The following is a 21833-nucleotide window of genomic DNA, read 5'->3' as shown; positions in this document are numbered from 1 at the left end:
TCATTCCTCCTCAAAAGAAATCTCTGGCAACTGTGCAAGAATATCTTCTCGCTTAATCGCTCCTTGGCGCAAGATTTTCACCTTGTCTCCAGAAAAATCCAAAATAGTCGAATCCTGTCCAGTTAGAAAAGCGTCGTCTTCCAGACCCAGAACCTCTTGGTCAAAATCCTCTAGAATTTGAGCAAAGGTCACTCCACTCGCCTGACCCGAGATATTGGCAGACGGCCCAATCAAAGGACCTGTCTCTCGAATTAAATCAAGTGTAATGGGGTGACTCGGCATCCGAAATCCGACAGTTGCAAGACCAGAGTTGACCCAATAGGGAACTCGGTCATTGGCTTCGAGGATAATGGTCAAGGGACCCGGTAAAAAGGCCTCTACAAGCTTTTGTAGATAAGTTGGCTGATTCTTTGAAAAGTGCAAGATGTCCTCTAGAGAAGCGACATTAAGATTGAGCGCCTTGTCTCTAGGACGACGTTTGAGTTGGTAAACATGGTCGACAGCTTTTTCGTCTAAGGCCTTAGCAAAGAGGCCGTAAACTGTCTCTGTAGGCAAAATGACTGCCCCACCCATTTCCAACTCTTGTCTAATCCTGTCCATCATCAACTACAACCATCCTATCTTGACCAAATTGGTCTTTGAGTGTTCGTACCCGTTTTTCGGGAAGATGCTTCCTAAAAAGCGCAGGAACACTTTGACCTTGATTGTATCCAATTTCAAGGTAAATCTTACCACCATATGTGAGATAGTCTTTTGCATCTTCCGCAATTCTGCGGTAAATAGCTAGGCCATCCTCATCTGCAAAGAGAGCTAGATGAGGCTCCGAATGCAAAACATTCAAACCAACCTCTGACTCATCTTCGCGAGAGATATAGGGTGGATTGGATACAATTATATCATATTTTTCAGAAATTTCTGCAAAACAATCAGATTTTTTAAAAAATATATTAAGATTTTGATTACTAGTATTCTCTGATGCAAGCTGCAAAGCGTCTTGGGAGATATCTGCTGCTGTCACTGACCAATCTGGTCTGTTTTTAGCTAATGCGAGAGCTATGGCGCCACTTCCAGTCCCGATATCTAGGACCTTAAGCTTATCCTCAGGATTTTCGGCCAGGATAAGTTCTACCAACTCTTCTGTTTCTGGACGAGGAATCAAAACCCGCTCATCCACTTTTAACTGCATTCCAAAGAAATCTGCCTGTCCGATGATATACTGAGCTGGTTTATGGGACGCTAACTGCTGGAAAATTTCTTCTACAAATTGTTTTTCGGCCTCTGTTACCTCTTGCTGGAGGGCAAAGACAAAGTCTGTAAAAGAGAGATTTTTTAAGCTACGATAGACAAAAGAGAGGCTTTCTGCTTCCTCTCCTTGTCTTATCAACTCTTCTTCAAAATCTGAAAATAATTGAGCTAATTTCATTATTTGTTTAATTCTTCTAATTTTTGTGTTTGGTCATAAAGAACCAAAGCATCCACAACTTCATCCAATTTACCAGATAAAATCGTATCTAGTTTTTGGAGGGTCAAGCCGATACGGTGGTCTGTGACACGGTTTTGAGGGAAATTATAAGTACGGATACGTTCTGAACGGTCACCAGTACCGATAGTAGACTTACGTTCAGCGTCTTGTTCATCTTGAGCAATCTGAGCAAAATGGTCAGCAACACGCGCACGAATGATTTTCATGGCCTTCTCACGGTTCTTCTGCTGGGTACGTTCTTCCTGCATCTCAACCTTGATATTGGTTGGCAAGTGAACGATACGCACGGCAGTCGCAACCTTGTTGACGTTCTGTCCACCAGCACCAGATGCGTGGTAGATATCAACACGAAGGTCTTTTGGATCAATATCGTATTCTACTTCTTCGACTTCAGGCATAACAAGAACTGTCGCAGTTGAAGTGTGTACACGACCTTGGCTTTCTGTCACAGGGACACGTTGCACACGGTGGGCACCAGACTCATACTTGAGTTTAGAGTATACAGACTGACCAGAAACCATAGCAACCACTTCCTTGAAACCACCGACACCGTTCATAGAGGCTTCCATGACTTCAAAGCGCCAGCCTTGTGCTTCCGCATACTTTTGGTACATGGTTAGAAGGTCTCCAGCGAAAAGTGCTGCTTCATCTCCACCAGCTGCTCCACGGATTTCAAGGATGATGTTCTTATCATCGTTTGGATCCTTTGGAAGCAGCAAGATTTTCAATTTTTCTTCGTATTCTTCTTTTTCAGCCTTGGCATCTTTCAGCTCTTGCTTGGCCATTTCTTCCAAGTCCGCATCTCCGCCTGATTCTTTAATCATCTCTTCGGCATCAACGATGTTTTGAAGAACTTGTTTGTACTCACGGTATGCTGTTACCGTATCACGAGTTGAAGCCTCTTCTTTTGAAAGCTCCATGAAACGCTTGGTGTCTGAAACGACATCAGGGTCACTCAGCAATTCTCCTAATTCTTCATAACGGTCTTCTACAGTTTGTAGTTGATCATAGATGTTCATTTTTTCTCCTTATTTCTCAATTGTTAAATCATAGTTTGCTACTACTTCGTTCTCAAATATTTCCCCAGTTTCTTTAAATCCATAACTGAGGTAACAAGATCTTGCATGTTCATTTTCTGGATCATAAGACAACCAAAGTTTATTGCCTAAACCTGCTGGCGCTGTCCGAACATAGTCCAGCACTTTATCCATAATTGGTTTAAAATATCCTTGATTTTGAAAATTCTTATCAATCATAAAACGAAATAGTAAATAATTTTTACTACTAATTCCGATCTTTTTATCATAAGCTATCATCACAAAACCTATAATTGCATTATTATCATAAACTGCCAATGGAGCTACAAAATCTCCATTTTTAGTATAGACATATGCTTCAGCTAAACTAATTGCGTTGGTTGCAATGAATTGTTTTTGATATTCCTTGACATCCAAATTCAAAACATCAAAATAATTTCCCATTGTAACATCTCTTAGTTCAATTGTCATAGTTTTGCTCCTTATTAGATACTATCATTGGCGCAAAATAATGTTTACGGCAGACTGAGATATAGGTTTCATTTCCACCGATCTGAATTTGTTCGCCATCATAGACTGGTACACCATCGTGCGTGCGCAACACCATGGTCGCCTTTTTCTTACAATACTGACAGATGGTCTTGATTTCGTCAATCTTGTCTGCTAAGAGCAAGAGGTATTTTGAACCTTCGAACAATTCATTGCGAAAGTCATTCTTCAAACCAAAAGCCATGACAGGTATGTCTAACTCATCAACAACACGAGCTAGGTCGTAAACATGGTGACGCTTGAGAAATTGAGCCTCATCGACTAGCACACAGTATGGTTTCTCAGGTAAGTCTCGGATATAGCCGAAGATATCCGTCGTTTCCTCAATCGCAATGGCTGGGCGTTTCATGCCGATTCGGCTCGACACATAGCCAACACCGTCACGCGTATCCAGAGCCGAAGTCATAATCACAACTCCCTTTCCTTGCTCCTCGTAGTTATAGGCCACCTTGAGAATCTCAATCGTCTTACCAGAGTTCATGGTCCCATAACGATAATACAACTGTGCCATGCTTCTATTTTACGTCCATTTCTAAATTTTTGCTACATTCTAGTATATCATAATTTTCTGAAGCTTTAAACGGCAAAATGTGGTAAAATAGAAGAAATCAAAAACTAGTGGAGGAAGCTACTATGCCATTTGTACGCATCGATTTATTTGAAGGTCGAACGCTCGAGCAAAAGAAAGCTCTTGCTAAGGAAGTAACGGAAGCTGTTGTCCGCAACACTGGAGCCCCTCAATCAGCCGTTCATGTCATCATCAACGACATGCCAGAAGGAACCTACTTCCCTCAAGGGGAAATGCGCACCAAATAATCCAGCTTAAGCAGAATTGCTTAGGCTTTTTCAATCTCCAAGTAGCATCCATTGAAGAAATAGTCTAATTTTGTTACAATTTGAAGAGATGCTTGGATACCTATCCTAAGAAAAGAAATACAAAAGGAATTAGTATGATTACACGTGAATTTGATACCATCGCTGCTATCTCTACTCCACTAGGTGAAGGAGCCATTGGTATTGTCCGCCTGAGCGGAACAGATAGCTTTGCCATTGCGCAAAAGATTTTTAAAGGAAAAGACTTGAGCAAGGTTGCAAGCCATACCCTCAACTACGGTCACATTATTGACCCGCAGACAGGGAAGGTCATGGACGAAGTTATGGTTGGAGCTATGAAGTCTCCAAAGACCTTCACTCGTGAGGATATTATCGAGATTAACACTCACGGTGGGATTGCGGTGACCAATGAGATTCTCCAACTAGCTATCCGTGAAGGAGCTCGGTTGGCAGAACCTGGTGAATTTACCAAACGCGCCTTTCTAAACGGTCGTGTGGACTTGACACAGGCCGAGGCAGTGATGGACATCATCCGTGCCAAGACAGACAAGGCCATGAATATTGCAGTCAAACAATTGGACGGTTCTCTTTCTGACCTCATTAATAATACTCGCCAAGAAATCCTCAATACACTTGCCCAAGTTGAGGTCAATATTGACTATCCTGAGTATGATGATGTTGAGGAAGCTACTACTGCTGTTGTCCGCGAGAAGACTATGGAGTTTGAGCAATTGCTAACCAATCTCCTTAGAACAGCTCGTCGTGGTAAAATCCTTCGTGAGGGAATTTCAACTGCCATTATCGGCCGTCCCAACGTTGGGAAATCCAGTCTTCTCAACAATCTCCTGCGTGAAGATAAGGCCATCGTAACAGACATCGCTGGTACGACACGAGATGTTATCGAAGAATACGTCAACATTAACGGGGTTCCTCTCAAATTGATTGATACTGCAGGTATTCGTGAAACAGATGACATCGTGGAACAAATCGGTGTCGAGCGTTCTAGAAAAGCCCTCAAGGAAGCTGACTTGGTACTACTAGTACTAAATGCCAGCGAACCACTAACAGCACAAGACAGACAACTTTTAGACATCAGTCAAGATACCAACCGCATTATTCTACTTAATAAAACGGATCTTCCTGAAGCGATTGAAACTTCAGAACTCCCTGAAGATCTCATCCGTATTTCAGTTCTTAAAAATCAAAACATTGATAAAATCGAAGAGCGTATTAACGACCTCTTCTTTGAAAATGATGGTTTGGTTGAGCAAGATGCTACTTACTTGTCAAATGCCCGTCATATTTCCTTGATTGAAAAGGCCGTTGAAAGCTTACAAGCTGTTAATGAAGGGCTGGAACTGGGGATGCCAGTTGATTTGCTTCAAGTTGACTTGACTCGTACTTGGGAAATTCTTGGAGAAATCACAGGTGATGCAGCTCCTGATGAACTCATTACCCAACTCTTTAGCCAATTCTGTTTAGGAAAATAAGAAAAATCCATGATCGTTCTTGCGGTCATGGATTTTATTGTCTTTATTAGTAATCTGGTCTTAAGACACCTGTTACAGTTGCCTTAGTTGCTTCGTAGTCACCATCTACGACAACTTTGATGATGCGTTTGGCATCTTCTTCTGGTGCTGGAACAAGAGGTAGACGAGTTGGCCCCGCTTCAAATCCCATGTAGTTCAAAACTGCCTTAACTGGAGCAGGACTTGGATAAGAGAAGAGGGCATTGACCTTAGGAATGAATTTACGCTGAATAGCTGCAGCTTTCTTCATATCGCTTTCTGCAATGGCAGTGAACATCTCGTGCATCTCATCTCCATTTGTATGGGAGGCAACAGAAATAACCCCATCCGCACCAAGGTTCATGGCATGGAAGGCATCTCCATCTTCACCTGTATAAATCAAGAATTCTTCTGGCTTGTGCTCAATCAAGTAAGCCATATTTGCCAAGCTGGTACATTCTTTGACACCAATGATATTTGGATGGTCAGCCAAACGAAGCATGGTTTCTGGAGTTAATTCCACTACTACACGCCCTGGAATGTTATAGATGATAATAGGCAAGTCAGAAGCATCTGCAATAGCTTTAAAGTGCTGATACATGCCTTCTTGTGAAGGTTTGTTGTAGTATGGTACGATTGCAAGTCCAGCAGCGAAACCGCCAAATTCTGCGACTTCTTTGACAAACTCAATCGAGTCACGCGTATCATTGGTACCTACACCCGCAATCAAAGGAACACGTCCATTAACAATCTTTTGTACAGCCGCAAAGAGTTCCAACTCCTCATCGTGGGTCAAAGTTGGACTCTCAGCAGTCGTTCCAGCTAGAAGAATTGCATCTGTGTGATGGGCCAATAAATGCTCAATCAAGGCTGGAATAGCATCAAAGTTGATGGAACCATCCTCATGGAAAGGGGTAATAAAGGCCGTGATGATTTTACACTCTTTTAAATCTTGATAAGACATGAGAAACACCTCTCTATTTCAAAGAAGGAGTTCATCTGAACTCCTAAACGATATGACTATTTTAATTCAAATTTCAACTCAGCTGTTGGACGAACCAATCCACGTTCGTGAAGCGTTTCTGCAATCTGAACTGAGTTCCAGGCAGCACCTTTGAGAAGGTTATCTGAAACAACCCACATATGGATTCCTTTTTCAGCATCTAAGTCTTTACGGATACGACCAACAAAGGTATCACGTGAACCAACTGCATTGATGGCTTGCGGATAGATTTGATGCGCTACGTCATCCTCAAGAACTGCACCTGGAAAGGCTGCGATAGCTGCTTTCACTTCTTCGATTGGAGCCACTTCTTTTGTTTCGATATAAACTGACTCAGAGTGAGCTGACAAGACTGGAATACGCACACATGTTGCAGACACTGCGATGCTATCATCTTCCATGATTTTCTTCGTTTCCTTAGTCATCTTCATCTCTTCGTAAGTGTAATCATTGTCAGTGAAGACATCGATTTGTGGAAGAGCGTTAAAGGCGATAGGATAGTGTTTCTTATCACCGCCTGAAGGCAAGATTTCCGCATGCAAATCACGTGGATTCACATCGTCATTCAAGACTTCACGAAGTTCACGTTGTGTTTCAAGAATCGCACCCATACCAGCACCTGAAACCGCTTGGTATGTTGAAACGATGATACGGTCCAAGCCCCATTTTTGACGAACAGGCTCAAGAGCCACCATCATTTGGATTGTTGAACAGTTAGGGCAGGCAATGATTCCGTTGTGGGCATCAAGTGCATGAGCATTGACCTCTGGAACAACCAAAGGAACATCTGGATTTTGACGGAAATAAGATGTGTTATCTACTACTACCGCTCCAGCTTGAACTGCGTATGGTGCATACTTAGCTGATGTCGAACCACCTGCTGAGAAGAGTGCAATATCAATACCCTCAAAAGCTGTCTCAGTCGTTTCTTCAATCGTAATATCTTTGTCTTTAAATTTCAAAGTTTTGCCTGCTGAACGTGCAGAAGCAAGGTAACGAATTTTATCGATTGGAAGTGTTGATTCTTCCAACATTTTTATCATCTGAGCTCCGACAGCACCTGTCGCGCCGACTACAGCAACTGTATATCCCATAAATAACCTCTTTCGGAATTTTCTAAAAATTTCTATAATAGATGTATTATACTACTTTTTACAGAAATTGAAAAGTATTTTTAGACTATATTTTCTGAAAACTAAAAATCCCTAGCCATTGACTAGGGACTAAGAGGCATCTTCATGTGATGAGCAGGTTCACACAACTCATCAAGGTCCGCTCCTGCGTTATGACCTCCTTATGCTCAATAGTAGTCCGAAGACTACCTATCGACTCATCGCATCTACTATTCTACTAGATAGAGTCACTTTTGTCAACAACCAAAACTCTTTGCTTCATTTATACAGGTAGATAAGAAAAACCTTGGTCTCCCAAGGTCACTTTGTTTCTATCATGCTAATTGCCGGGATTGAACCGGCGACCTCATCCTTACCATGGATGCGCTCTGCCAACTGAGCTAAATCAGCTTACCTAAAAAGTATACTATAGTTCTATGTTCTTGTCAAGCGCTCTCTTTTAAATTTCTGAAATGAAAAAAGCTAGATTTAGCAAGAATCTAGCTTATAAACTTCTTATTTTGTTAGATCGATTCGCTGTCCCAGTTTACCAATCAAAATCGCTCCTACGATAAGTGATGCAAACTCACCAATTCCAGTAGAGAACCATGTGAACAAGAAGGGAGCTTCTGTCAAGATATGAAGTTCAGCTGCAATGGTAATCATTGAAATGGAGAAGAGGATTGAAAAGAAGAAATGATCTTTTCGAATCAATCCGTTAAAGAGGTAATCTTTGCTGTATTTTGCAAAGAGCCATACCCCTAGACTAAGGAAAACTAGGGTAGAACCCCCACCAACAAAGACATCTATTAGGCCAAAACTACTAAATAAATTAGCAATCATACATCCAATTGTCACACCGAAAATGTATTTAGGGTTGTAAAAGGCCAAGAAATTCAGCATTTCTGAAATACGGAACTGATACGCCCCAAAACTAAGAACATTGATTGGTGGCGTAATAGTCAAAACTACATAGATCGCAGCAACGATAGCGATGTCTGCCATGTCGCGAACAGTTAATTTTTTCATGCTTTCTCCTTTAGCGGTTTCCCGCGTAAAATATGCTTGGTGAAAGAAGCTAAGCACCAAGGGTTGAGGTTATCAACCTTACTAGTATAGCACATTAGCCAGTTTTATGCTATACTAAAATCATGAAAAAACTAATAAAAGCTTTCTTTGATAACGAAATCCTCTCCTACCTATTTTTTGGTGGTGCTACTACTCTGGTTTCTATTGTATCACGTTTGGTTATTTACCATATCAGCCACCAGGAAATCCTCGCAACTGCCCTCGCTAATATTATTGGGATTCTCTTTGCCTTTCTCACCAATGATACAATTGTCTTTAAACAAGAGAGAAGAAATTGGCTAACCCGTCTGGCTAAGTTTTTCTTAGCTCGTCTCTCTACTCTTGGTCTTGACGTTCTTTTAACTTATATCTTTGTTACAACCTTTCCTGATATTATTGGCCAGTTTGTCGAACAGAATATAGATAGGGTTAATACTGTTGAAACTATTCTAGCACAAATTTTGATCATCATTTTAAACTACATTTTCAGTAAAATCTATATTTTTAAAAGGAGCAACTGACCACTTTGAGGATTCAAGTTGCTTTTTGTCACATTTTAGGATATAATAAATTAGAAATTTAGGAAAGGACATTATGAAAATGTTAAAGGATTTAAAAGAATTCTTGCTTCGTGGTAATGTTGTTGACCTTGCTGTCGGTGTAATCATTGCCTCTGCTTTTGGTGCTATCGTTACTTCATTTGTTAATGATATCATCACTCCACTTCTATTGAACCCAGCTTTGGAAGCTGCGAAAGTACAAAACATCGCTGAGCTTGCATGGAATGGTGTTACATATGGTAAATTCTTGAGTGCTATTATCAACTTTCTCGTTGTAGGTACTGTGCTTTTCTTCGTTATTAAAGCTATGGAAAAAGCGCAAAACCTTCGTAAGAAAGAGGAAGTGGTTGAGGAAGCACCTGCTGCTCCAACTGAACTTGAAGTTCTTCAAGAAATCAAAGCTCTTCTTGAGAAAAAATAAAACAGATAAAGGATCTAGCTTAAAGCTAAATCCTTTTTTCTTTACTCTTTTGGTAACTTCCCAGCCTTTTCGAGCATTTTCTTAATCAAGTAAGGCATCTTCACATTCTCACGGCCTTTTTTCTCAATGAGTTTTTTGACAAATTCTGGCATCTGAAGGTCGTCTGTCTCCTCCATAATATCCTTTGTAGTTGCTGACGGTGCTAACTCATCGAAGGTTTCTTCTTCTGGAAGAAAAGCTTTAAATTCTTTGTGTTCATTGGCTCTTACAGTAGCAACTAAAGCGTCAATTAAACGGCTATCCGTATTGGGCATAGGTGGACGATGGTAGGTGACACCTATTTTTTGACACAAATCATAACATTCCACATCATTATCAAACAAGACTTCGATGTGCTCACTGATAAAACTAATCGGAATAAAAATATAATGTTCTGGATGTTGCTTTTGTTCTCGTAAATATTCTAAGACATCTGGCTTGATCCAAGGGATTCCAATATCGCTTTCGCTCTGCCAAGTATTGGTATACTGGTCGGCTGTTAGGCCGAGTTGTTCAGCAATTAGCTTGCTATTATCGAAAATCTGGTCGATATAAGGATCTCCATAATCCAAGGCAAAAATGGGAACACTGTGTGCCGAAAAGATTACCTTGAAAGATTCTTCTCCCACATGGTTCCGTAAAATTTTGATAATCTCATCTGTCCAGAAGTCCAGCAAAGCCTGTTGTTGATACCAGTCCTTAATAACTAAAAATCGGATTTTCTGGCTTTCCAAAAACTTTTCATACCCCATGACTGAGTAAAAGGAATAATGAGGTTCCAAAATCAAACAAATACATTCTTCAATACCATCAGACTCCATCTGCTTGATCACGTCTGGGATAAAGGGACGAGAAAACTTATTGGCAAAGTAGATACCGTACTCTTCGCCTAAATGTTCTCTTACTAAAGCAACTTCTTCCCTTGTAATCCGCTGCAAGGGCGTCCCACCGATAAGGACGTAGTTGTCATAGAGGGTCTGAATTTCGTGATCTTGGGGTCTGACTCCACGACGAATGTTTGTAAAAAATTCTGCTACTCCTTCAAAACTAATCTCCTCTGGAGATCCAAAGGTCATCATTAATATAGCTTTTTTCATGTTATCATCCTTATGATATTATTTTCACTATCTATTCTATCATGAAAGAAAAAAATAGTAAACGCTTCCGACGTCTACTATTTCTTTTGTTCTTTTGTCTTTCTATCTCGCCTTATGATTAGGATGATAACGACAAGGAGTAAAATAACGATAATCAGGAGAAGAAAGGCAAGGATATAAATCCAATGCGTTGGTAGGCCTTGATCGAAATACCGCGTCCCTACTGCTTCCCCACTTTTATCCTGGGCTGCTTTTACTGGTGCATCCGTTATTTTAGCTAAGAGGATATGCCGTCCGTTGGTAATATTAAGGAAACAGGTGCTTAATAAAACAATCTTGTCCGTTGAGGTCAAGGAAACATCTCGCTTGTACTTGGCTTTACTTAGCAAATATTGATAGTAGGCCTGGTGTTCCTCATCGTTGGAACTCAAAGTTCGGTAAATCTCCGTGTCATAGGCATCTACTTCTAAAATTCCAAATATCTCAAGCCCTCGTTCACGGCCGTTATAATAGATAGAGCCATAGCGATGCTTTTCAAAAAAATCTTGATCCGCAAATTTTTGAATCTCCCCAAACATAGCACCAGAAGCCATGGAGTGACCATAAATGATGGTGTTAAAGTCCGTAAAATTTGGGTTAAAACGATAGTCTAGGAATATAGAACCTGACACAGTATAATCGCCAAAGGCATTGCGGTCAAGGTATTTGACATTGTCCTGACTCTGTAAGAGAGGATAGTCTACCTTGGTCCCATCGAGGCTAATCCAACCACAAACATCCTTGTTGAGGTGTTGCAAGGTTTCAAAGCCCGTACTGCTGGCATCCTTTTCAATGGGATTATAATGATCGTAGTCGCTCGCAAGAGCTCTATCAGCTGTAAAAAGACAGAAAAAAGCTAGAAAGAGGGATAGAATGGCCTTTATGGCTTCGCGACTTGTACTTGTTTTCATATTTCCTTCTTTCTCCTTTCTAGCCTTGAAAATAAAAGAGCAAGAGAGGCTGTCCCTTTCTCTTTTATTGGTAGTTTAGTCAGTAATGGTATCTGCCCCTTCTTCCTTTGCTTCTCTTCTACGACGCAAGATCAAGTAGAGGATGATGAGCAAGAAGATCAATAGCAAGAGCAAGATAAATAAGATGATATACCATATCCACAAAGGAATCGATGAGAGAAATCGTCCGAGCGACGAATCATCAAAGACGCTGTAAGGAAATGGTTTTGATTTTTTCGTATGGAAGGTGTTCTTTGGAACCGTATCCGTAATCTTGGCAACTACGATATGTCTCCCATTTGTTACGTCTAGGAAACAGGTACTGAGAAGGATGATATGGTCATTTGGCCCCAGTGTAATGTCTCGTTTGTGAATGGCAACCGAGAGTAAGTGATCGATATATTCTTGGCGCCGATCATCCCCATTAATACCTGGATCGTAGATGTTAAAGTCATAGGCGTCCACCTCGAGCATTTCAAAGATTTCAAGACCTTTTTCAACGCCATTATAGTAAATACTGCCGTAGCGATGCTGGTCAAAAAATTCCTTATCAGAAAACTTTGCTACATCTCCAAACATAACCCCATTTTCTACATGGTGTCCGTAGATGATGGTATTAAAGTCTTCGAACTTGGATTCATTTCGAGCCTCAAGGAAAATAGCCCCTGTAGCTGCAAATTCTCCCTTGGAATCCTTGTTCAGGTATTTTTCATTGTCTTTGGCTTGAACTAAGGGATAGTCGATATTGGTGCCATAGACATTGATCCAACCGAGAACCTCTGGATTGACTTGCTGTAGCTTGTGAAAGCCAGAAAAACTAGCAAGCTCATCCTTCTCACTGGTACTAACAGGTCTATAGGCCTCATACTCACTTGATGAAGCCTGAGAATAAACCTGATTGGCATCCCAGAGGGCGTAGAAACCAAAGAGAAAGACTAAGGCTGTCAAGAGGAGCAAGATATGATTCATCAATGCATCTACAGCAAGTACCAGACGCCTAGACAAACTCCTTTTGGGTTTCTCACGCTTGATTTTCATCGGTCAAACCACTTGCTTAAGCTTGTCTGCGTTTTTTAGACAAAACAACAAATCCAGCCAAACCAAGACCAATCATCAAGATGAAAGGAAGGTTGTCAATCAAGAGACCAGTAGGGGTAACGTCTTGGAATTTATTGGTAAAAGTGTTGTCGTTCAATTTTTCACCGACAAGAACATTTTCAACTGTATAATCTTGGGCTTGAGTACCATCTGATTTGGTTTTACTTTCACCATTCTCAGTATATTTAGAAGTAGCGGTATATCCTTTGCTTCCGGTTTCTTTTACAGTATAACGAGAACCTGCTGGAAGATTAGCAATGGCAAACTCTTGACCATGCTTCAAAGTAAAAGTTTTAGTAAATGTGACTTTATCGGTAGCAACATCAACATTTTCAGTTTTATCACCATAATGAACTGTAATTTGTGTTACAGGAGATACTGCTGTTTCATTTGTTTTGGGTAATTTTACAGTTATCTCAAATTGGAAATCTTTTGTACGATCCGCAGTCCCTCCGTCAACTTTTTTTAGAATAGTTAAGGATTTTTTTGCATTGTCTGTTATATCTTTTGTTGGTTCATTTGGGTGTTTAGGATCTGTTGGATCAATTTTCCCTCCGTTTTTAGTATATGTGTTCTCAAATAAATCATATTTGAAAATATTTGAATTTGAAGATGGAGCAACTTTAGCAGCGCCAGGTTTATTCTCTTCTCTAAAGTAAACAGAAGAAATAAAGGTACCTGAATTTTCTTTATTTTTGACAATTACATGCATTTTATAAGTGCGAGTATCATATTTCACAGCATCTATATCTTGATCATTTTTATCTTTAATAGGTGTATAAGTTTTATCTGTTTCCTTTACGAGGTAAACATACTCGCCTGCATGATCATAAGAAACTCCAGCAAAAATGTCACCTGTATCTTTTTTAATGCTTGATTGACCACTGGCTAAGCGATCAGCTTCCGAATAAGTCACCGTACGATCAGGAATGAATCCCTTATTACTTTCCGAATTTGAAGCCATTTGATAAGGAGCATCATTTGAAGAAGTTCCAGGTTGTGGAGTAAAAGTAAACCTAAAAGTCGCTTTCGGTGTTGTAATTCCTTCAGCAATATTCAGTGTTTTATTAATAGCTACTTTTGCACTTGTTTCACCAGTTGCTTTAGCAGTTGCCACATCATTATCATCCGCAAATGTTGGAACTCCTCTAAAGACCGACAAGGCGGTTACAGCTGCAATGCTTGCAGTAACTAATTTTTTCAAAAATCTTTTTTTCATGATTATTCCTTTTGTTTTTAAATTTCTTTTTTCATAAATTATCATCAAAAGCCCCGTCGCCTTAGGACTGTTACCACCTTGCCATGGGTATCCTGTATAGGAATGGTTCCAAAAGCACGACTATCTACAGCCGTTGTTCGATTGTCTCCGAGGACAAAGAGTTGTCCTGCTGGGACTTTCATTGGGAAGGTAGCCCCTTCCTTATAGAGCAGCGTTTCTTTGTAGATATCCTGCTCTTGTTGAGGAGAACCGTTGATGATGAGACCATTTTCGTTTATATCGATCGTACTTCCTTCGGTTGCTATGACACGCGCCACTCTTTCCTTGCCCTTATAACTATAGACGAGCAGGTCACCAATCGAATAACGTTTATCAAGCCTATAGTAGACAACCAAGTCGCCATCTTTTAAGGCTGGCTTCATGCCATCGTCATTGTATCTCAATAGTCCAAAGACAAAAAAGTAAAGGGTGGCCAGTACAAACCCAACCATCAGAAGCTTACTGACTAAGTAGAGGATATCTCCCCATACACTCGGCGGAGACTTATCCCGATTGACTTGTGTTACTGTTTTCTTATGTTTCTTTTTAAGTAGCATTATTTTCTCCTATGTACCACTAGATAGCCGAGTAGGATTGTAAAGAAGATACCTCCTAGAGGAAGGATTATTCCTAACACGAGTGTACTGCTGAGGAAGTCAATTCCAGTTTCAGGTACACTATTTTTATTATTCCTGACTGTCGCATACTTGTCCGCATCAAGCTTGCCTTCTTTATTTTCATAAGTAACCTGATAACCAATCGAAGAGTTTGATTCTTCTTCTACGGTATAGGAGCTATCAAGTGGTAGCCCATAAATTTTTATCGTGTGGTCTTTGTTAAGATCAACAGACGCTCGTCCGTCAGTAAACTGCAAGATCGTTCTTTTGTTATTCACCAATACATTATAGGAACCATTCAATGGTCTATTCTGAGCATCCTTTATGTTAATGGTAATCTTGAAGGATTTTAATAGGTTGGCAAATACCCCCGTAACCTTTTTTGTGACTGATAAACTTGGAAGCTTGTGGTTCGTGACAGTACTGGTCTCGTCTTTATTCAGATCGCCCTCTTGATTCTCATATGTAACGTGGTAACCAATTGTTGATGTGGCTTCTTCTTCAACCTTGTAGTGGGTTCCTCGAGGAAGATAGCTTAGAATACCTTTCCAACGTTTTCGTTTGTCAACACGAATCTTCGCTTCACCATTCACAACAGTTATCTCACCAAAAGTTCCATTCAATGGCGTAGAATCAGGAGAGGTTAGTTTTACCTTAATCCAAAACTCCTTGTTCAAGTTGTTTTCGAATTTCAACACTTTTTTAATTGTCAGGCTTGGTAATTGTTTATAGATTACCTTAAAGGATGGTTTAGATTCTGTACCAACATTTTTTATTTCTTTGGTAAAGGCTGGGACGTCCGGTGCAATTAAATCGTATTGATATCCTTTGGCAACTTTTTCAAAGTTCCTCGTTTCATTAGATACGTTTTTACCAACATTCACATTGGTTTTTCGATAGTCTTGATTATCAGAACCTCCGTTCTTGTTCTTTTGAACCAGTTTCAGTTCAATATTACTCGGTTGATCAGCTGTAATAACAGTTCTCGCACCCGTCACACCTTGCCATTCAACTTCCACTGGTACCGTTAATGGATCTGAAGGCTTAAATGTTGGGTTGTCAGAGTATTCTTTGGTCTTGGTTTGTGAGGTGCCTATTCCATAGGAATAGGTGACACTGGCACCTTTATTGGAATAGAGTTTATTGACATCAGAACCATCAGCATCACCAGCCTCTATCTTTTTATCACCAGCAATGGCATCCAGAGCATCTTGACTAGATGTAACAGTAAATTTGAGAGCGTATCGAGCCCCATCTTCCAAGGAATAATTCGGAGAAAATTTAGCCGTAACTTCCACTAATCCACCAGAGGTTGTCTTGGTATCAAAAGTTACTTGCTCTTCGGTTAATGTTTCACTGCTACCAGCCGTTTCTTTCACTACACGAAACTCTGACGATCCGTTCGGTAATAGCTGGACATACTTAGAAAGAACATCTTTGATAGTCACACGGTGAATTCCCAGAGGCAGAATCTTATCAGTGATATCTTTAAAACTGTCTCGTAACTGGTCTTCATTGTTTGCGGATAGGATTTCATTAGGAATGGAAGAATTGTGGTACCTGATATAATACTGCAAACTGGTAATACTGTCGACATTGTTTGAATAACGAAATTTAATAGAGTAAAAGCCATCTAGTTTTGGAGCGAGACTATAGGCGAGATTATTGATAGATCCATCTAAATTATTCCAGAACCAATCTGGAGCCGTTTCTGATCCATCTTGATTATTATAGTTATAAACTGTATAACCACTGTCGTTGTAATACATATTGGCAAAACCATCTGATAGAACAATAACAACTTTCTTAGCATTAGACCTTGCACTATCCATCAATTGATTGGCAATACGAATACCTGCGCTAATATTGGTTCCTGTACCGATTCCTGATTCAGTCCCTATTGATTTGCCACCAGCAATCTTCATATTACTAACTGCAGTCTTTGAACCACTAGCATCGTTATTCCAATTTAAAATTGTTTCCGCATCATCCCATGGGGACACACCATCATAAAATGCTGTTCTCTCTTCATACGGCCAATACCGATATCCCCACTCCCATTTTCGGTAGTAGGCATTCCATGATTGTTCCGCAAACTTATTATCAATCTTTCCGCCAAAACCTACCATGGATAACCGATTATTTGAATTGGATAAAATCGTATCAATTAATCCCTGACGATCTCGAGTCCCTTTAAGGGTATTTTTTAAAGCATCCAATCTTGTAATTGTTCGTCCAGTAGAAGAAGGAACATCTCTCTTGTTCATACTTCCTGAGAGATCTGCTACTAAAACAACATCTAAGGGATCCGTTTGAGTTTCTGTCCCAAGCTTAGAAGTGATATCCAATGACAACTCATACTTGTCATCTTGTCCGGATATCGGAGTAATTGTCTTGTGAAGAGTTGTCTGAGGTTCTGTATTAGAATCAGCATTTAACATACCTATCGGAGCACACAAAAAGAGAATAGCTAACAGTGTAACTAAACGGCGCGCAATAATTTGAACTTTCTTAAAATCAAAGCGAATGTTCATTTTATTCTCCTTAACTAGAATGTTTTTATATTATTACTATATCAATCTATAGAATTTATAAAACAATTGTACACTAAACTCCAAACAGTGTCAATCAATATAATTATTTTATATTATATTGATTGTAAAATAGCATGATTCTTCTTTGTCTTTCAAACTATTCTATGGTAAAATGAAAAAGAATAGAATAACCGTTTTTCTATTTGAGATTATTATGGATTTGAGTTATTTTATTATTAAATCATGAAACCTTCAGAATTAGTTTTTTCTGAAGATAGCATTTTATTTTTAATTGTTAAAGGAGTTTTTATGACTTATCCGAACCTTTTAGATCGTTTTTTGACCTACGTTAAGGTCAATACGCGTTCTGATGAACACTCGACTACTACTCCAAGTACGCAAAGCCAGGTAGATTTTGCAACCAACGTTCTTATTCCTGAAATGAAACGTGTCGGTCTGCAAAACGTTTACTACCTTCCAAATGGTTTTGCTATTGGGACCTTACCAGCAAACGATCCAAGCTTGTCACGCAAGATTGGCTTCATCTCCCACATGGATACTGCTGATTTTAATGCTGAGGGAGTTAATCCGCAAGTCATCGAAAATTACGATGGTAGAGCTATCGACTTGGGTGATTCTGGTTTTAAACTCGATCCTGCTGATTTCAAGAGCCTTGAGAAATATCCAGGCCAAACGCTTATCACAACTGATGGCACGACCTTGCTGGGTGCTGATGACAAGTCAGGAATTGCTGAGATTATGACTGCTATTGAATATCTGACTGCTCATCCCGAAATCAAACACTGTGAAATCCGTGTTGGTTTTGGTCCAGATGAAGAAATCGGGGTTGGAGCTAATAAATTTGATGCAGAAGACTTTGATGTTGATTTTGCCTATACTGTTGATGGTGGTCCGCTAGGAGAACTTCAGTACGAGACTTTCTCAGCAGCTGCTGCTGAGCTTCATTTCCAAGGGCGCAATGTCCATCCTGGTACTGCTAAAGGTCAGATGGTCAACGCTTTACAGTTAGCGATTGATTTTCATAATCAACTTCCAGAGAATGACCGACCTGAATTGACAGACGGTTATCAAGGTTTCTATCATCTTATGGATGTGACAGGTAGTGTCGAGGAAGCGCGTGCAAGCTACATCATTCGTGACTTTGAAAAGGATTCCTTTGAAGCTCGTAAAGTAGCTATGCAGTCTATTGCTGACAAGATGAATCAAGAACTTGGGAATGATCGCGTTAGCTTGACTCTGACAGACCAGTACTACAATATGAAGGAAGTCATTGAGAAAGACATGACGCCTATTACTATTGCTAAAGCTGTTATGGAAGATTTAGGAATCGCGCCAATTATTGAACCAATTCGTGGTGGAACAGATGGGTCTAAAATTTCCTTTATGGGTATCCCAACTCCAAATATTTTTGCTGGTGGTGAAAACATGCATGGACGTTTTGAATACGTCAGCCTTCAGACTATGGAGCGTGCGGTGGATACCATCATTGGCATTGTATCTTATAAAGACTAAAAAAGACGAGGTAGCTCAGCTACTTCGCCTTTCTTTTTATTCATTTGGTTGAGCACTTGTCTCAGACTCACTTTGTGCTTGCTTTTCTGTCGCTTGAGAAGCAGCTGTTTCACTGTCTTTCTCAGACTTAGATTGGCTATCAGTTTCACTTGCTTTTGAACGGAGTTCCTGGTTCAAGCTAATGATTTCTTTAGCTAGAGTGAGGAGACCTTCTTTATCACTGCTTTTGGCTGCAAGTTGATCAAATAGAGCATCAACACGTTCAAAGTCTGCATCGGTTCCTTTGTTATCCTCTAAGTACTTGTGAAGAGAGAGCATGACATTATAGAGTTTTTGGTAGATGATCACGGTTTGCGGATCTTGTTCTGCTTCTTTTTTCTCTCGTTGGATAGTCGCTGCAATACGATTTAAAAGATCCTCAAGTTGTGTTTTAGCTTCGTCAAGGTCTGCATTTTCCTTTTCAATAGCCACCTTGATATTAGCTGCTTCTTCAGCTAGGGATTGTTTGACACCATCTTCTTTGACACGTGCTAGGAGTTGAGCAGCTTTAGTTAGGAGAGCATCTACTTCTTCCTTCTTAACATGGCTAACCCGCTCTTCTGGCATAAAATCACCGTAGAGTTCTTTTAGGAATTCATAGATGGCGGTCTTAGCAGTTTGACTATCTACTTTTTCCGTATCTAGAATAGTCTTACCAGCTTTTGTAGATACGGGTTCTTCTTTGAGAGCCTCTTCTACTTCTAGCTTAGTTTGGTAAATAGTTGGGAATAGCTTGTTCAAGTCGGTTGCTTTTAGGAAAGATTGTGACTGGTAAAGTTCCCATGTCAATTTAGCAACACGGTTCCGAAGTTCTTCTCTCAAACGACCATCAGACACATGTTCGTAGAAGTACTTGATGTACTCTACTGTTGTGACTCCTGTCCGATCTCGGAAATCTTGCAAGGCCTGAAGTTTCGCTTCAATGGCAGCCAAATCTGTCTCATCCTGTGCTAGTTTTGCTTCCTGCAAATGTACTAAAAGATCTTTCTTAGGCAAGCCATAAGTGTCCGTATCCAGTGTATTGATCTTATCTACTAAGGCTTGGTACTTCTTATCTAAAGGTGAAGTTTCAACCGGTGCCACACTTTGATCCACATGGATATACTGTTTATCAAAGAGATCCAAGGCTGCTAGATATCCAGCAGTTGAGTTTGTTGCCAGTTTTTTCATATTTTCGGTGAACTGCCCCAAAGCAAGTTCAACCCGTCTCTGCATGATTGGCTGGTCTTTGTAGAGATTTCTGCTATCTGCTAACAGTTGATCCACCTTAGATAGAACTGTTTGTTCATCAAATGCTCCAGGTTGATAGGTCGATTGTAGGGCTGGAATCTTATTTTTCAAAGCTACTTCATAGCCCTTAGTTTGAACCTTGATGTAGTGATTGTGGTCTCCGTGAGGAATCACAAAACTACCACTTTCTACCTGTAAACTATAAGGAGATACCCCATCACGTAGGGCAGTCGTATACAGTTCATTTAGGAAATCCAGTTCTGGGTTCCCAGTTTGGAGAGGAATACGAACATGTTCTTTTCGAACAGCATAGGGATGGATATGGGTTGGATCATAGGCTTGATCCGGATTTCCAAAGACAAAGAATCCATTTGAAATACGAATCGCTTCGAGCGGAACTCCGTATGTCTGTGAGATATACTTGATTTTTTCTTCATCGCTAGCATCTCTTGAGAAACTTTCCACAGTCTTTGCAAGTGGTTGAACGTGCTGAGACTGATGATTTTCTTTCAAGTGATCCTGGGCAGCTTTGATTTGAGCTGCAGTCAAGTCCTTCTTAAAGAAATAATGAGCGTGATCTCCATGAGAAACTACAAACCCTTGCTCATCTTCACTAATAACACGGTCAGCTGCAAAACCATGATCATGTTCTTCACCGTGGTGGTCATGCTCCACTCCATCATGGTCATGATCTTCATGGTTGGTATCTTGACTTCCTTGGTCACCGTCTTGGTCATGATGATGATCTTGTTGAGCTGGATGCTCTACTGGTTTACTTGGATTTTCCAAAGGTGTTGGCTTCCTACTGTCGCTATTTAAAGGAATCATACGCGCAATCTTTTCTTCCAAGGCAGAAAGCTTTGTATATGGGATGAAATGATAGTGATTTCCGTGAGGAATCGCCACACCACTCGGTGTTCTGCTTGAAATCTTAGCAGGGTCAAAAATCAAGCCATCTGATTCAGCATAACGTTGACTACTTGGAAGAGCATAGAGTTGCTGCAATAGAGTTTGTAAGCTCTCTTCTGGATTGCTTGGTCTTTCAGTTTGTTGACTAGGATTAGTGGTTTGACTGGTTCCATTTTGACTTGGACGATAGTCAGTCACACTCGGTTGTTTTCTAGTTCCAGAAAGGTAGGCTTGGGCAGCAGCCAATTCACTAGCAGACAAGGAACTCTTTGGGATATAGTGATAATGTCCACCATGAGGGACGATATAAGCATCACCAGTATCCTCAATAATATCAGACGGATTAAAGATGTAGCCATCATCTGTAGTATAACGACCTTGTGATCGCGCAAGCGCCACTGCACTGTTAGAAGTTGGTGCATCATGAGTATGACCTTGTTTTTGGCGCTCAATTTCGTCCTTCGTACGAACATTATCAGCATGAGCCACATCTTTAAGGTAGACATAATACTTGTCATCCACCTTGATAATGTAACCACCTTTGATTTCATTGACAATATCAGCATCTTTCAGTTGATAATTGGCATCTTTCATCAACAGTTCTTCGCTGAAAATCGCGTCAAAAGGAACTTTACCATTGTAATAATGGAAATGATCACCATGTGAAGTCACATAACCTTGATCGGTAATTTTCACAACAATTTGCTCAGCCTGAATGTCTTCTTTTTTGCTAACTTGATCTGGTGTCTGATTCTCTGTTTTTTTAGTGTCTTGCTTCCCATCGACATAAGACACACGGTTATTATCTTTGTTTTCTTCCACCTGGTGTTGGTTCAATGCATAGATGCAAAGGCTTAGGGAAAGGACAAGAGCCGATCCTGCTGCAAGGTATTTCTTCTTCATTTTCATCATCTC

20 protein-coding genes, 1 tRNA gene and 1 riboswitch are annotated in these 21833 nt (G+C 40.3%); of the genes, 5 read left to right on the top strand and 16 right to left on the bottom strand.

Features of this window, described 5'->3' with window-relative positions; all coding sequences use genetic code 11:
• From HMPREF2853_RS06035 to HMPREF2853_RS06015, 5 genes are read right to left on the bottom strand one after another with little or no spacing between them, the layout of a single operon-like run.
• Positions 1-603 carry an L-threonylcarbamoyladenylate synthase gene (locus HMPREF2853_RS06035; protein WP_042899485.1) on the bottom strand — a complete coding sequence of 201 codons (603 nt, stop codon included), beginning with the start codon at positions 601-603 and terminating at the stop codon, positions 1-3.
• Positions 587-1423: a peptide chain release factor N(5)-glutamine methyltransferase gene (prmC, locus tag HMPREF2853_RS06030; RefSeq protein ID WP_000761866.1), complete on the bottom strand. Its 837-nt coding sequence runs from the start codon at positions 1421-1423 to the stop codon at positions 587-589. Before prmC ends, HMPREF2853_RS06035 begins: the two co-directional genes overlap by 17 nt.
• On the bottom strand, positions 1423-2502 hold the full coding sequence (gene prfA, locus HMPREF2853_RS06025; RefSeq protein ID WP_001028830.1) for a peptide chain release factor 1: 1080 nt from the start codon (positions 2500-2502) through the stop codon (positions 1423-1425). Before prfA ends, prmC begins: the two co-directional genes overlap by 1 nt.
• Before the next feature lie 9 nt (positions 2503-2511).
• Positions 2512-2991, bottom strand: coding sequence for a GNAT family N-acetyltransferase (locus HMPREF2853_RS06020; protein WP_000151346.1), 480 nt, complete (start codon positions 2989-2991; stop codon positions 2512-2514).
• Entirely contained in the window at positions 2981-3580 is a 600-nt protein-coding gene (locus HMPREF2853_RS06015) for a thymidine kinase (RefSeq protein WP_000068124.1), read from the bottom strand. Before HMPREF2853_RS06015 ends, HMPREF2853_RS06020 begins: the two co-directional genes overlap by 11 nt.
• A 122-nt stretch (positions 3581-3702) precedes the next feature.
• Between HMPREF2853_RS06015 and HMPREF2853_RS06010 the strand changes: the two genes are divergently transcribed.
• Both HMPREF2853_RS06010 and mnmE read left to right on the top strand, forming a co-directional pair.
• The gene (locus HMPREF2853_RS06010) at positions 3703-3885 is read left to right on the top strand and encodes a 4-oxalocrotonate tautomerase (RefSeq protein ID WP_001117401.1); all 183 of its coding nucleotides are present in this window, start codon (positions 3703-3705) and stop codon (positions 3883-3885) included.
• Between the two features lie 134 nt (positions 3886-4019).
• Positions 4020-5393 carry a tRNA uridine-5-carboxymethylaminomethyl(34) synthesis GTPase MnmE gene (gene mnmE, locus HMPREF2853_RS06005; RefSeq protein WP_000632734.1) on the top strand — a complete coding sequence of 458 codons (1374 nt, stop codon included), beginning with the start codon at positions 4020-4022 and terminating at the stop codon, positions 5391-5393.
• Positions 5394-5439: 46 nt separating this feature from the next.
• Here the strand turns inward: mnmE and dapA are convergent, their stop codons facing one another.
• The 4 genes from dapA to HMPREF2853_RS05985 form a co-directional block, all read right to left on the bottom strand.
• Positions 5440-6375, bottom strand: a complete 936-nt coding sequence (dapA, locus tag HMPREF2853_RS06000) for a 4-hydroxy-tetrahydrodipicolinate synthase (RefSeq protein WP_000121598.1) — start codon at positions 6373-6375, stop codon at positions 5440-5442.
• Between the two features lie 56 nt (positions 6376-6431).
• Complete coding sequence (locus HMPREF2853_RS05995) at positions 6432-7508, bottom strand: aspartate-semialdehyde dehydrogenase (RefSeq protein ID WP_000542482.1); 1077 nt, start codon at positions 7506-7508, stop codon at positions 6432-6434.
• Positions 7509-7864: 356 nt separating this feature from the next.
• Positions 7865-7937: transfer RNA gene (locus HMPREF2853_RS05990), tRNA-Thr, on the bottom strand.
• Positions 7938-8042: 105 nt separating this feature from the next.
• A complete protein-coding gene (locus HMPREF2853_RS05985; protein WP_000737302.1) occupies positions 8043-8555 on the bottom strand; it encodes a QueT transporter family protein in 513 nt (170 codons plus the stop codon).
• A riboswitch (PreQ1 riboswitch) is annotated at positions 8553-8649 on the bottom strand. Its footprint overlaps the gene before it by 3 nt.
• Before the next feature lie 28 nt (positions 8650-8677).
• On the opposite strand from HMPREF2853_RS05985, the gene HMPREF2853_RS05980 reads away from it, so the two are divergent.
• Positions 8678-9115: a GtrA family protein gene (locus tag HMPREF2853_RS05980; protein ID WP_000733465.1), complete on the top strand. Its 438-nt coding sequence runs from the start codon at positions 8678-8680 to the stop codon at positions 9113-9115.
• A gap of 79 nt (positions 9116-9194) precedes the next feature.
• Positions 9195-9575, top strand: a complete 381-nt coding sequence (mscL, locus tag HMPREF2853_RS05975) for a large conductance mechanosensitive channel protein MscL (RefSeq protein WP_000910206.1) — start codon at positions 9195-9197, stop codon at positions 9573-9575.
• Positions 9576-9616: 41 nt separating this feature from the next.
• On the opposite strand, the gene hemH is transcribed toward mscL, so the two are convergent.
• The 6 genes from hemH to pitA all read right to left on the bottom strand — a co-directional run bounded on the left by hemH (position 9617) and on the right by pitA (position 17207).
• Positions 9617-10711 carry a ferrochelatase gene (gene hemH, locus HMPREF2853_RS05970; protein ID WP_000709215.1) on the bottom strand — a complete coding sequence of 365 codons (1095 nt, stop codon included), beginning with the start codon at positions 10709-10711 and terminating at the stop codon, positions 9617-9619.
• A gap of 77 nt (positions 10712-10788) precedes the next feature.
• A complete protein-coding gene (srtB, locus tag HMPREF2853_RS05965) occupies positions 10789-11661 on the bottom strand; it encodes a PI-2 pilus system class B sortase SrtG2 (RefSeq protein WP_049477724.1) in 873 nt (290 codons plus the stop codon).
• 75 nt (positions 11662-11736) lie between these two features.
• On the bottom strand, positions 11737-12738 hold the full coding sequence (srtB, locus tag HMPREF2853_RS05960) for a PI-2 pilus system class B sortase SrtG1 (RefSeq protein WP_000695090.1): 1002 nt from the start codon (positions 12736-12738) through the stop codon (positions 11737-11739).
• Between the two features lie 16 nt (positions 12739-12754).
• The gene (locus tag HMPREF2853_RS05955) at positions 12755-14017 is read right to left on the bottom strand and encodes a DUF7601 domain-containing protein (protein ID WP_186821132.1); all 1263 of its coding nucleotides are present in this window, start codon (positions 14015-14017) and stop codon (positions 12755-12757) included.
• Between the two features lie 44 nt (positions 14018-14061).
• Complete coding sequence (sipA, locus tag HMPREF2853_RS05950) at positions 14062-14613, bottom strand: PI-2 pilus system signal peptidase SipA (protein ID WP_000924790.1); 552 nt, start codon at positions 14611-14613, stop codon at positions 14062-14064.
• Positions 14613-17207, bottom strand: coding sequence for a PI-2 pilus tip adhesin PitA (gene pitA / locus HMPREF2853_RS05945; RefSeq protein WP_070535254.1), 2595 nt, complete (start codon positions 17205-17207; stop codon positions 14613-14615). Before pitA ends, sipA begins: the two co-directional genes overlap by 1 nt.
• Positions 17208-17516: 309 nt before the next feature.
• Here pitA and pepT point away from each other — a divergent pair, with 309 nt between their 5' ends.
• Complete coding sequence (gene pepT / locus HMPREF2853_RS05940) at positions 17517-18740, top strand: peptidase T (protein ID WP_070535252.1); 1224 nt, start codon at positions 17517-17519, stop codon at positions 18738-18740.
• A 36-nt stretch (positions 18741-18776) separates the two neighbouring features.
• Here pepT and HMPREF2853_RS05935 read toward each other — a convergent pair whose 3' ends face one another.
• The gene (locus tag HMPREF2853_RS05935) at positions 18777-21821 is read right to left on the bottom strand and encodes a pneumococcal-type histidine triad protein (protein WP_070535250.1); all 3045 of its coding nucleotides are present in this window, start codon (positions 21819-21821) and stop codon (positions 18777-18779) included.
• Positions 21822-21833: the final 12 nt, after the last annotated feature.

The organism is Streptococcus sp. HMSC077F03 (assembly GCF_001812375.1).
Taxonomy (GTDB): domain Bacteria; phylum Bacillota; class Bacilli; order Lactobacillales; family Streptococcaceae; genus Streptococcus; species Streptococcus oralis_S.
The sequence above is the reverse complement of the archived record's forward strand: the minus strand, read 5'-3'. Positions and strand labels throughout refer to the sequence as shown.

Coding starts and splice junctions, on each gene's coding strand:
- HMPREF2853_RS06035 (WP_042899485.1), bottom strand. CDS start 603: ATGATGGACAGGATTAGACAAGAGTTGGAAATGGGTGGGGCAGTCATT.
- HMPREF2853_RS05935 (WP_070535250.1), bottom strand. CDS start 21,821: ATGAAGAAGAAATACCTTGCAGCAGGATCGGCTCTTGTCCTTTCCCTA.
- sipA (WP_000924790.1), bottom strand. CDS start 14,613: ATGCTACTTAAAAAGAAACATAAGAAAACAGTAACACAAGTCAATCGG.
- HMPREF2853_RS05955 (WP_186821132.1), bottom strand. CDS start 14,017: ATGAAAAAAAGATTTTTGAAAAAATTAGTTACTGCAAGCATTGCAGCT.
- srtB (WP_049477724.1), bottom strand. CDS start 11,661: ATGAAAACAAGTACAAGTCGCGAAGCCATAAAGGCCATTCTATCCCTC.
- HMPREF2853_RS06020 (WP_000151346.1), bottom strand. CDS start 2,991: ATGACAATTGAACTAAGAGATGTTACAATGGGAAATTATTTTGATGTT.
- HMPREF2853_RS06015 (WP_000068124.1), bottom strand. CDS start 3,580: ATGGCACAGTTGTATTATCGTTATGGGACCATGAACTCTGGTAAGACG.
- prmC (WP_000761866.1), bottom strand. CDS start 1,423: ATGAAATTAGCTCAATTATTTTCAGATTTTGAAGAAGAGTTGATAAGA.
- srtB (WP_000695090.1), bottom strand. CDS start 12,738: ATGAAAATCAAGCGTGAGAAACCCAAAAGGAGTTTGTCTAGGCGTCTG.
- mscL (WP_000910206.1), top strand. CDS start 9,195: ATGTTAAAGGATTTAAAAGAATTCTTGCTTCGTGGTAATGTTGTTGAC.
- hemH (WP_000709215.1), bottom strand. CDS start 10,711: ATGAAAAAAGCTATATTAATGATGACCTTTGGATCTCCAGAGGAGATT.
- pitA (WP_070535254.1), bottom strand. CDS start 17,207: ATGAACATTCGCTTTGATTTTAAGAAAGTTCAAATTATTGCGCGCCGT.
- HMPREF2853_RS05995 (WP_000542482.1), bottom strand. CDS start 7,508: ATGGGATATACAGTTGCTGTAGTCGGCGCGACAGGTGCTGTCGGAGCT.
- HMPREF2853_RS05985 (WP_000737302.1), bottom strand. CDS start 8,555: ATGAAAAAATTAACTGTTCGCGACATGGCAGACATCGCTATCGTTGCT.
- pepT (WP_070535252.1), top strand. CDS start 17,517: ATGACTTATCCGAACCTTTTAGATCGTTTTTTGACCTACGTTAAGGTC.
- mnmE (WP_000632734.1), top strand. CDS start 4,020: ATGATTACACGTGAATTTGATACCATCGCTGCTATCTCTACTCCACTA.
- dapA (WP_000121598.1), bottom strand. CDS start 6,375: ATGTCTTATCAAGATTTAAAAGAGTGTAAAATCATCACGGCCTTTATT.
- HMPREF2853_RS06010 (WP_001117401.1), top strand. CDS start 3,703: ATGCCATTTGTACGCATCGATTTATTTGAAGGTCGAACGCTCGAGCAA.
- prfA (WP_001028830.1), bottom strand. CDS start 2,502: ATGAACATCTATGATCAACTACAAACTGTAGAAGACCGTTATGAAGAA.
- HMPREF2853_RS05980 (WP_000733465.1), top strand. CDS start 8,678: ATGAAAAAACTAATAAAAGCTTTCTTTGATAACGAAATCCTCTCCTAC.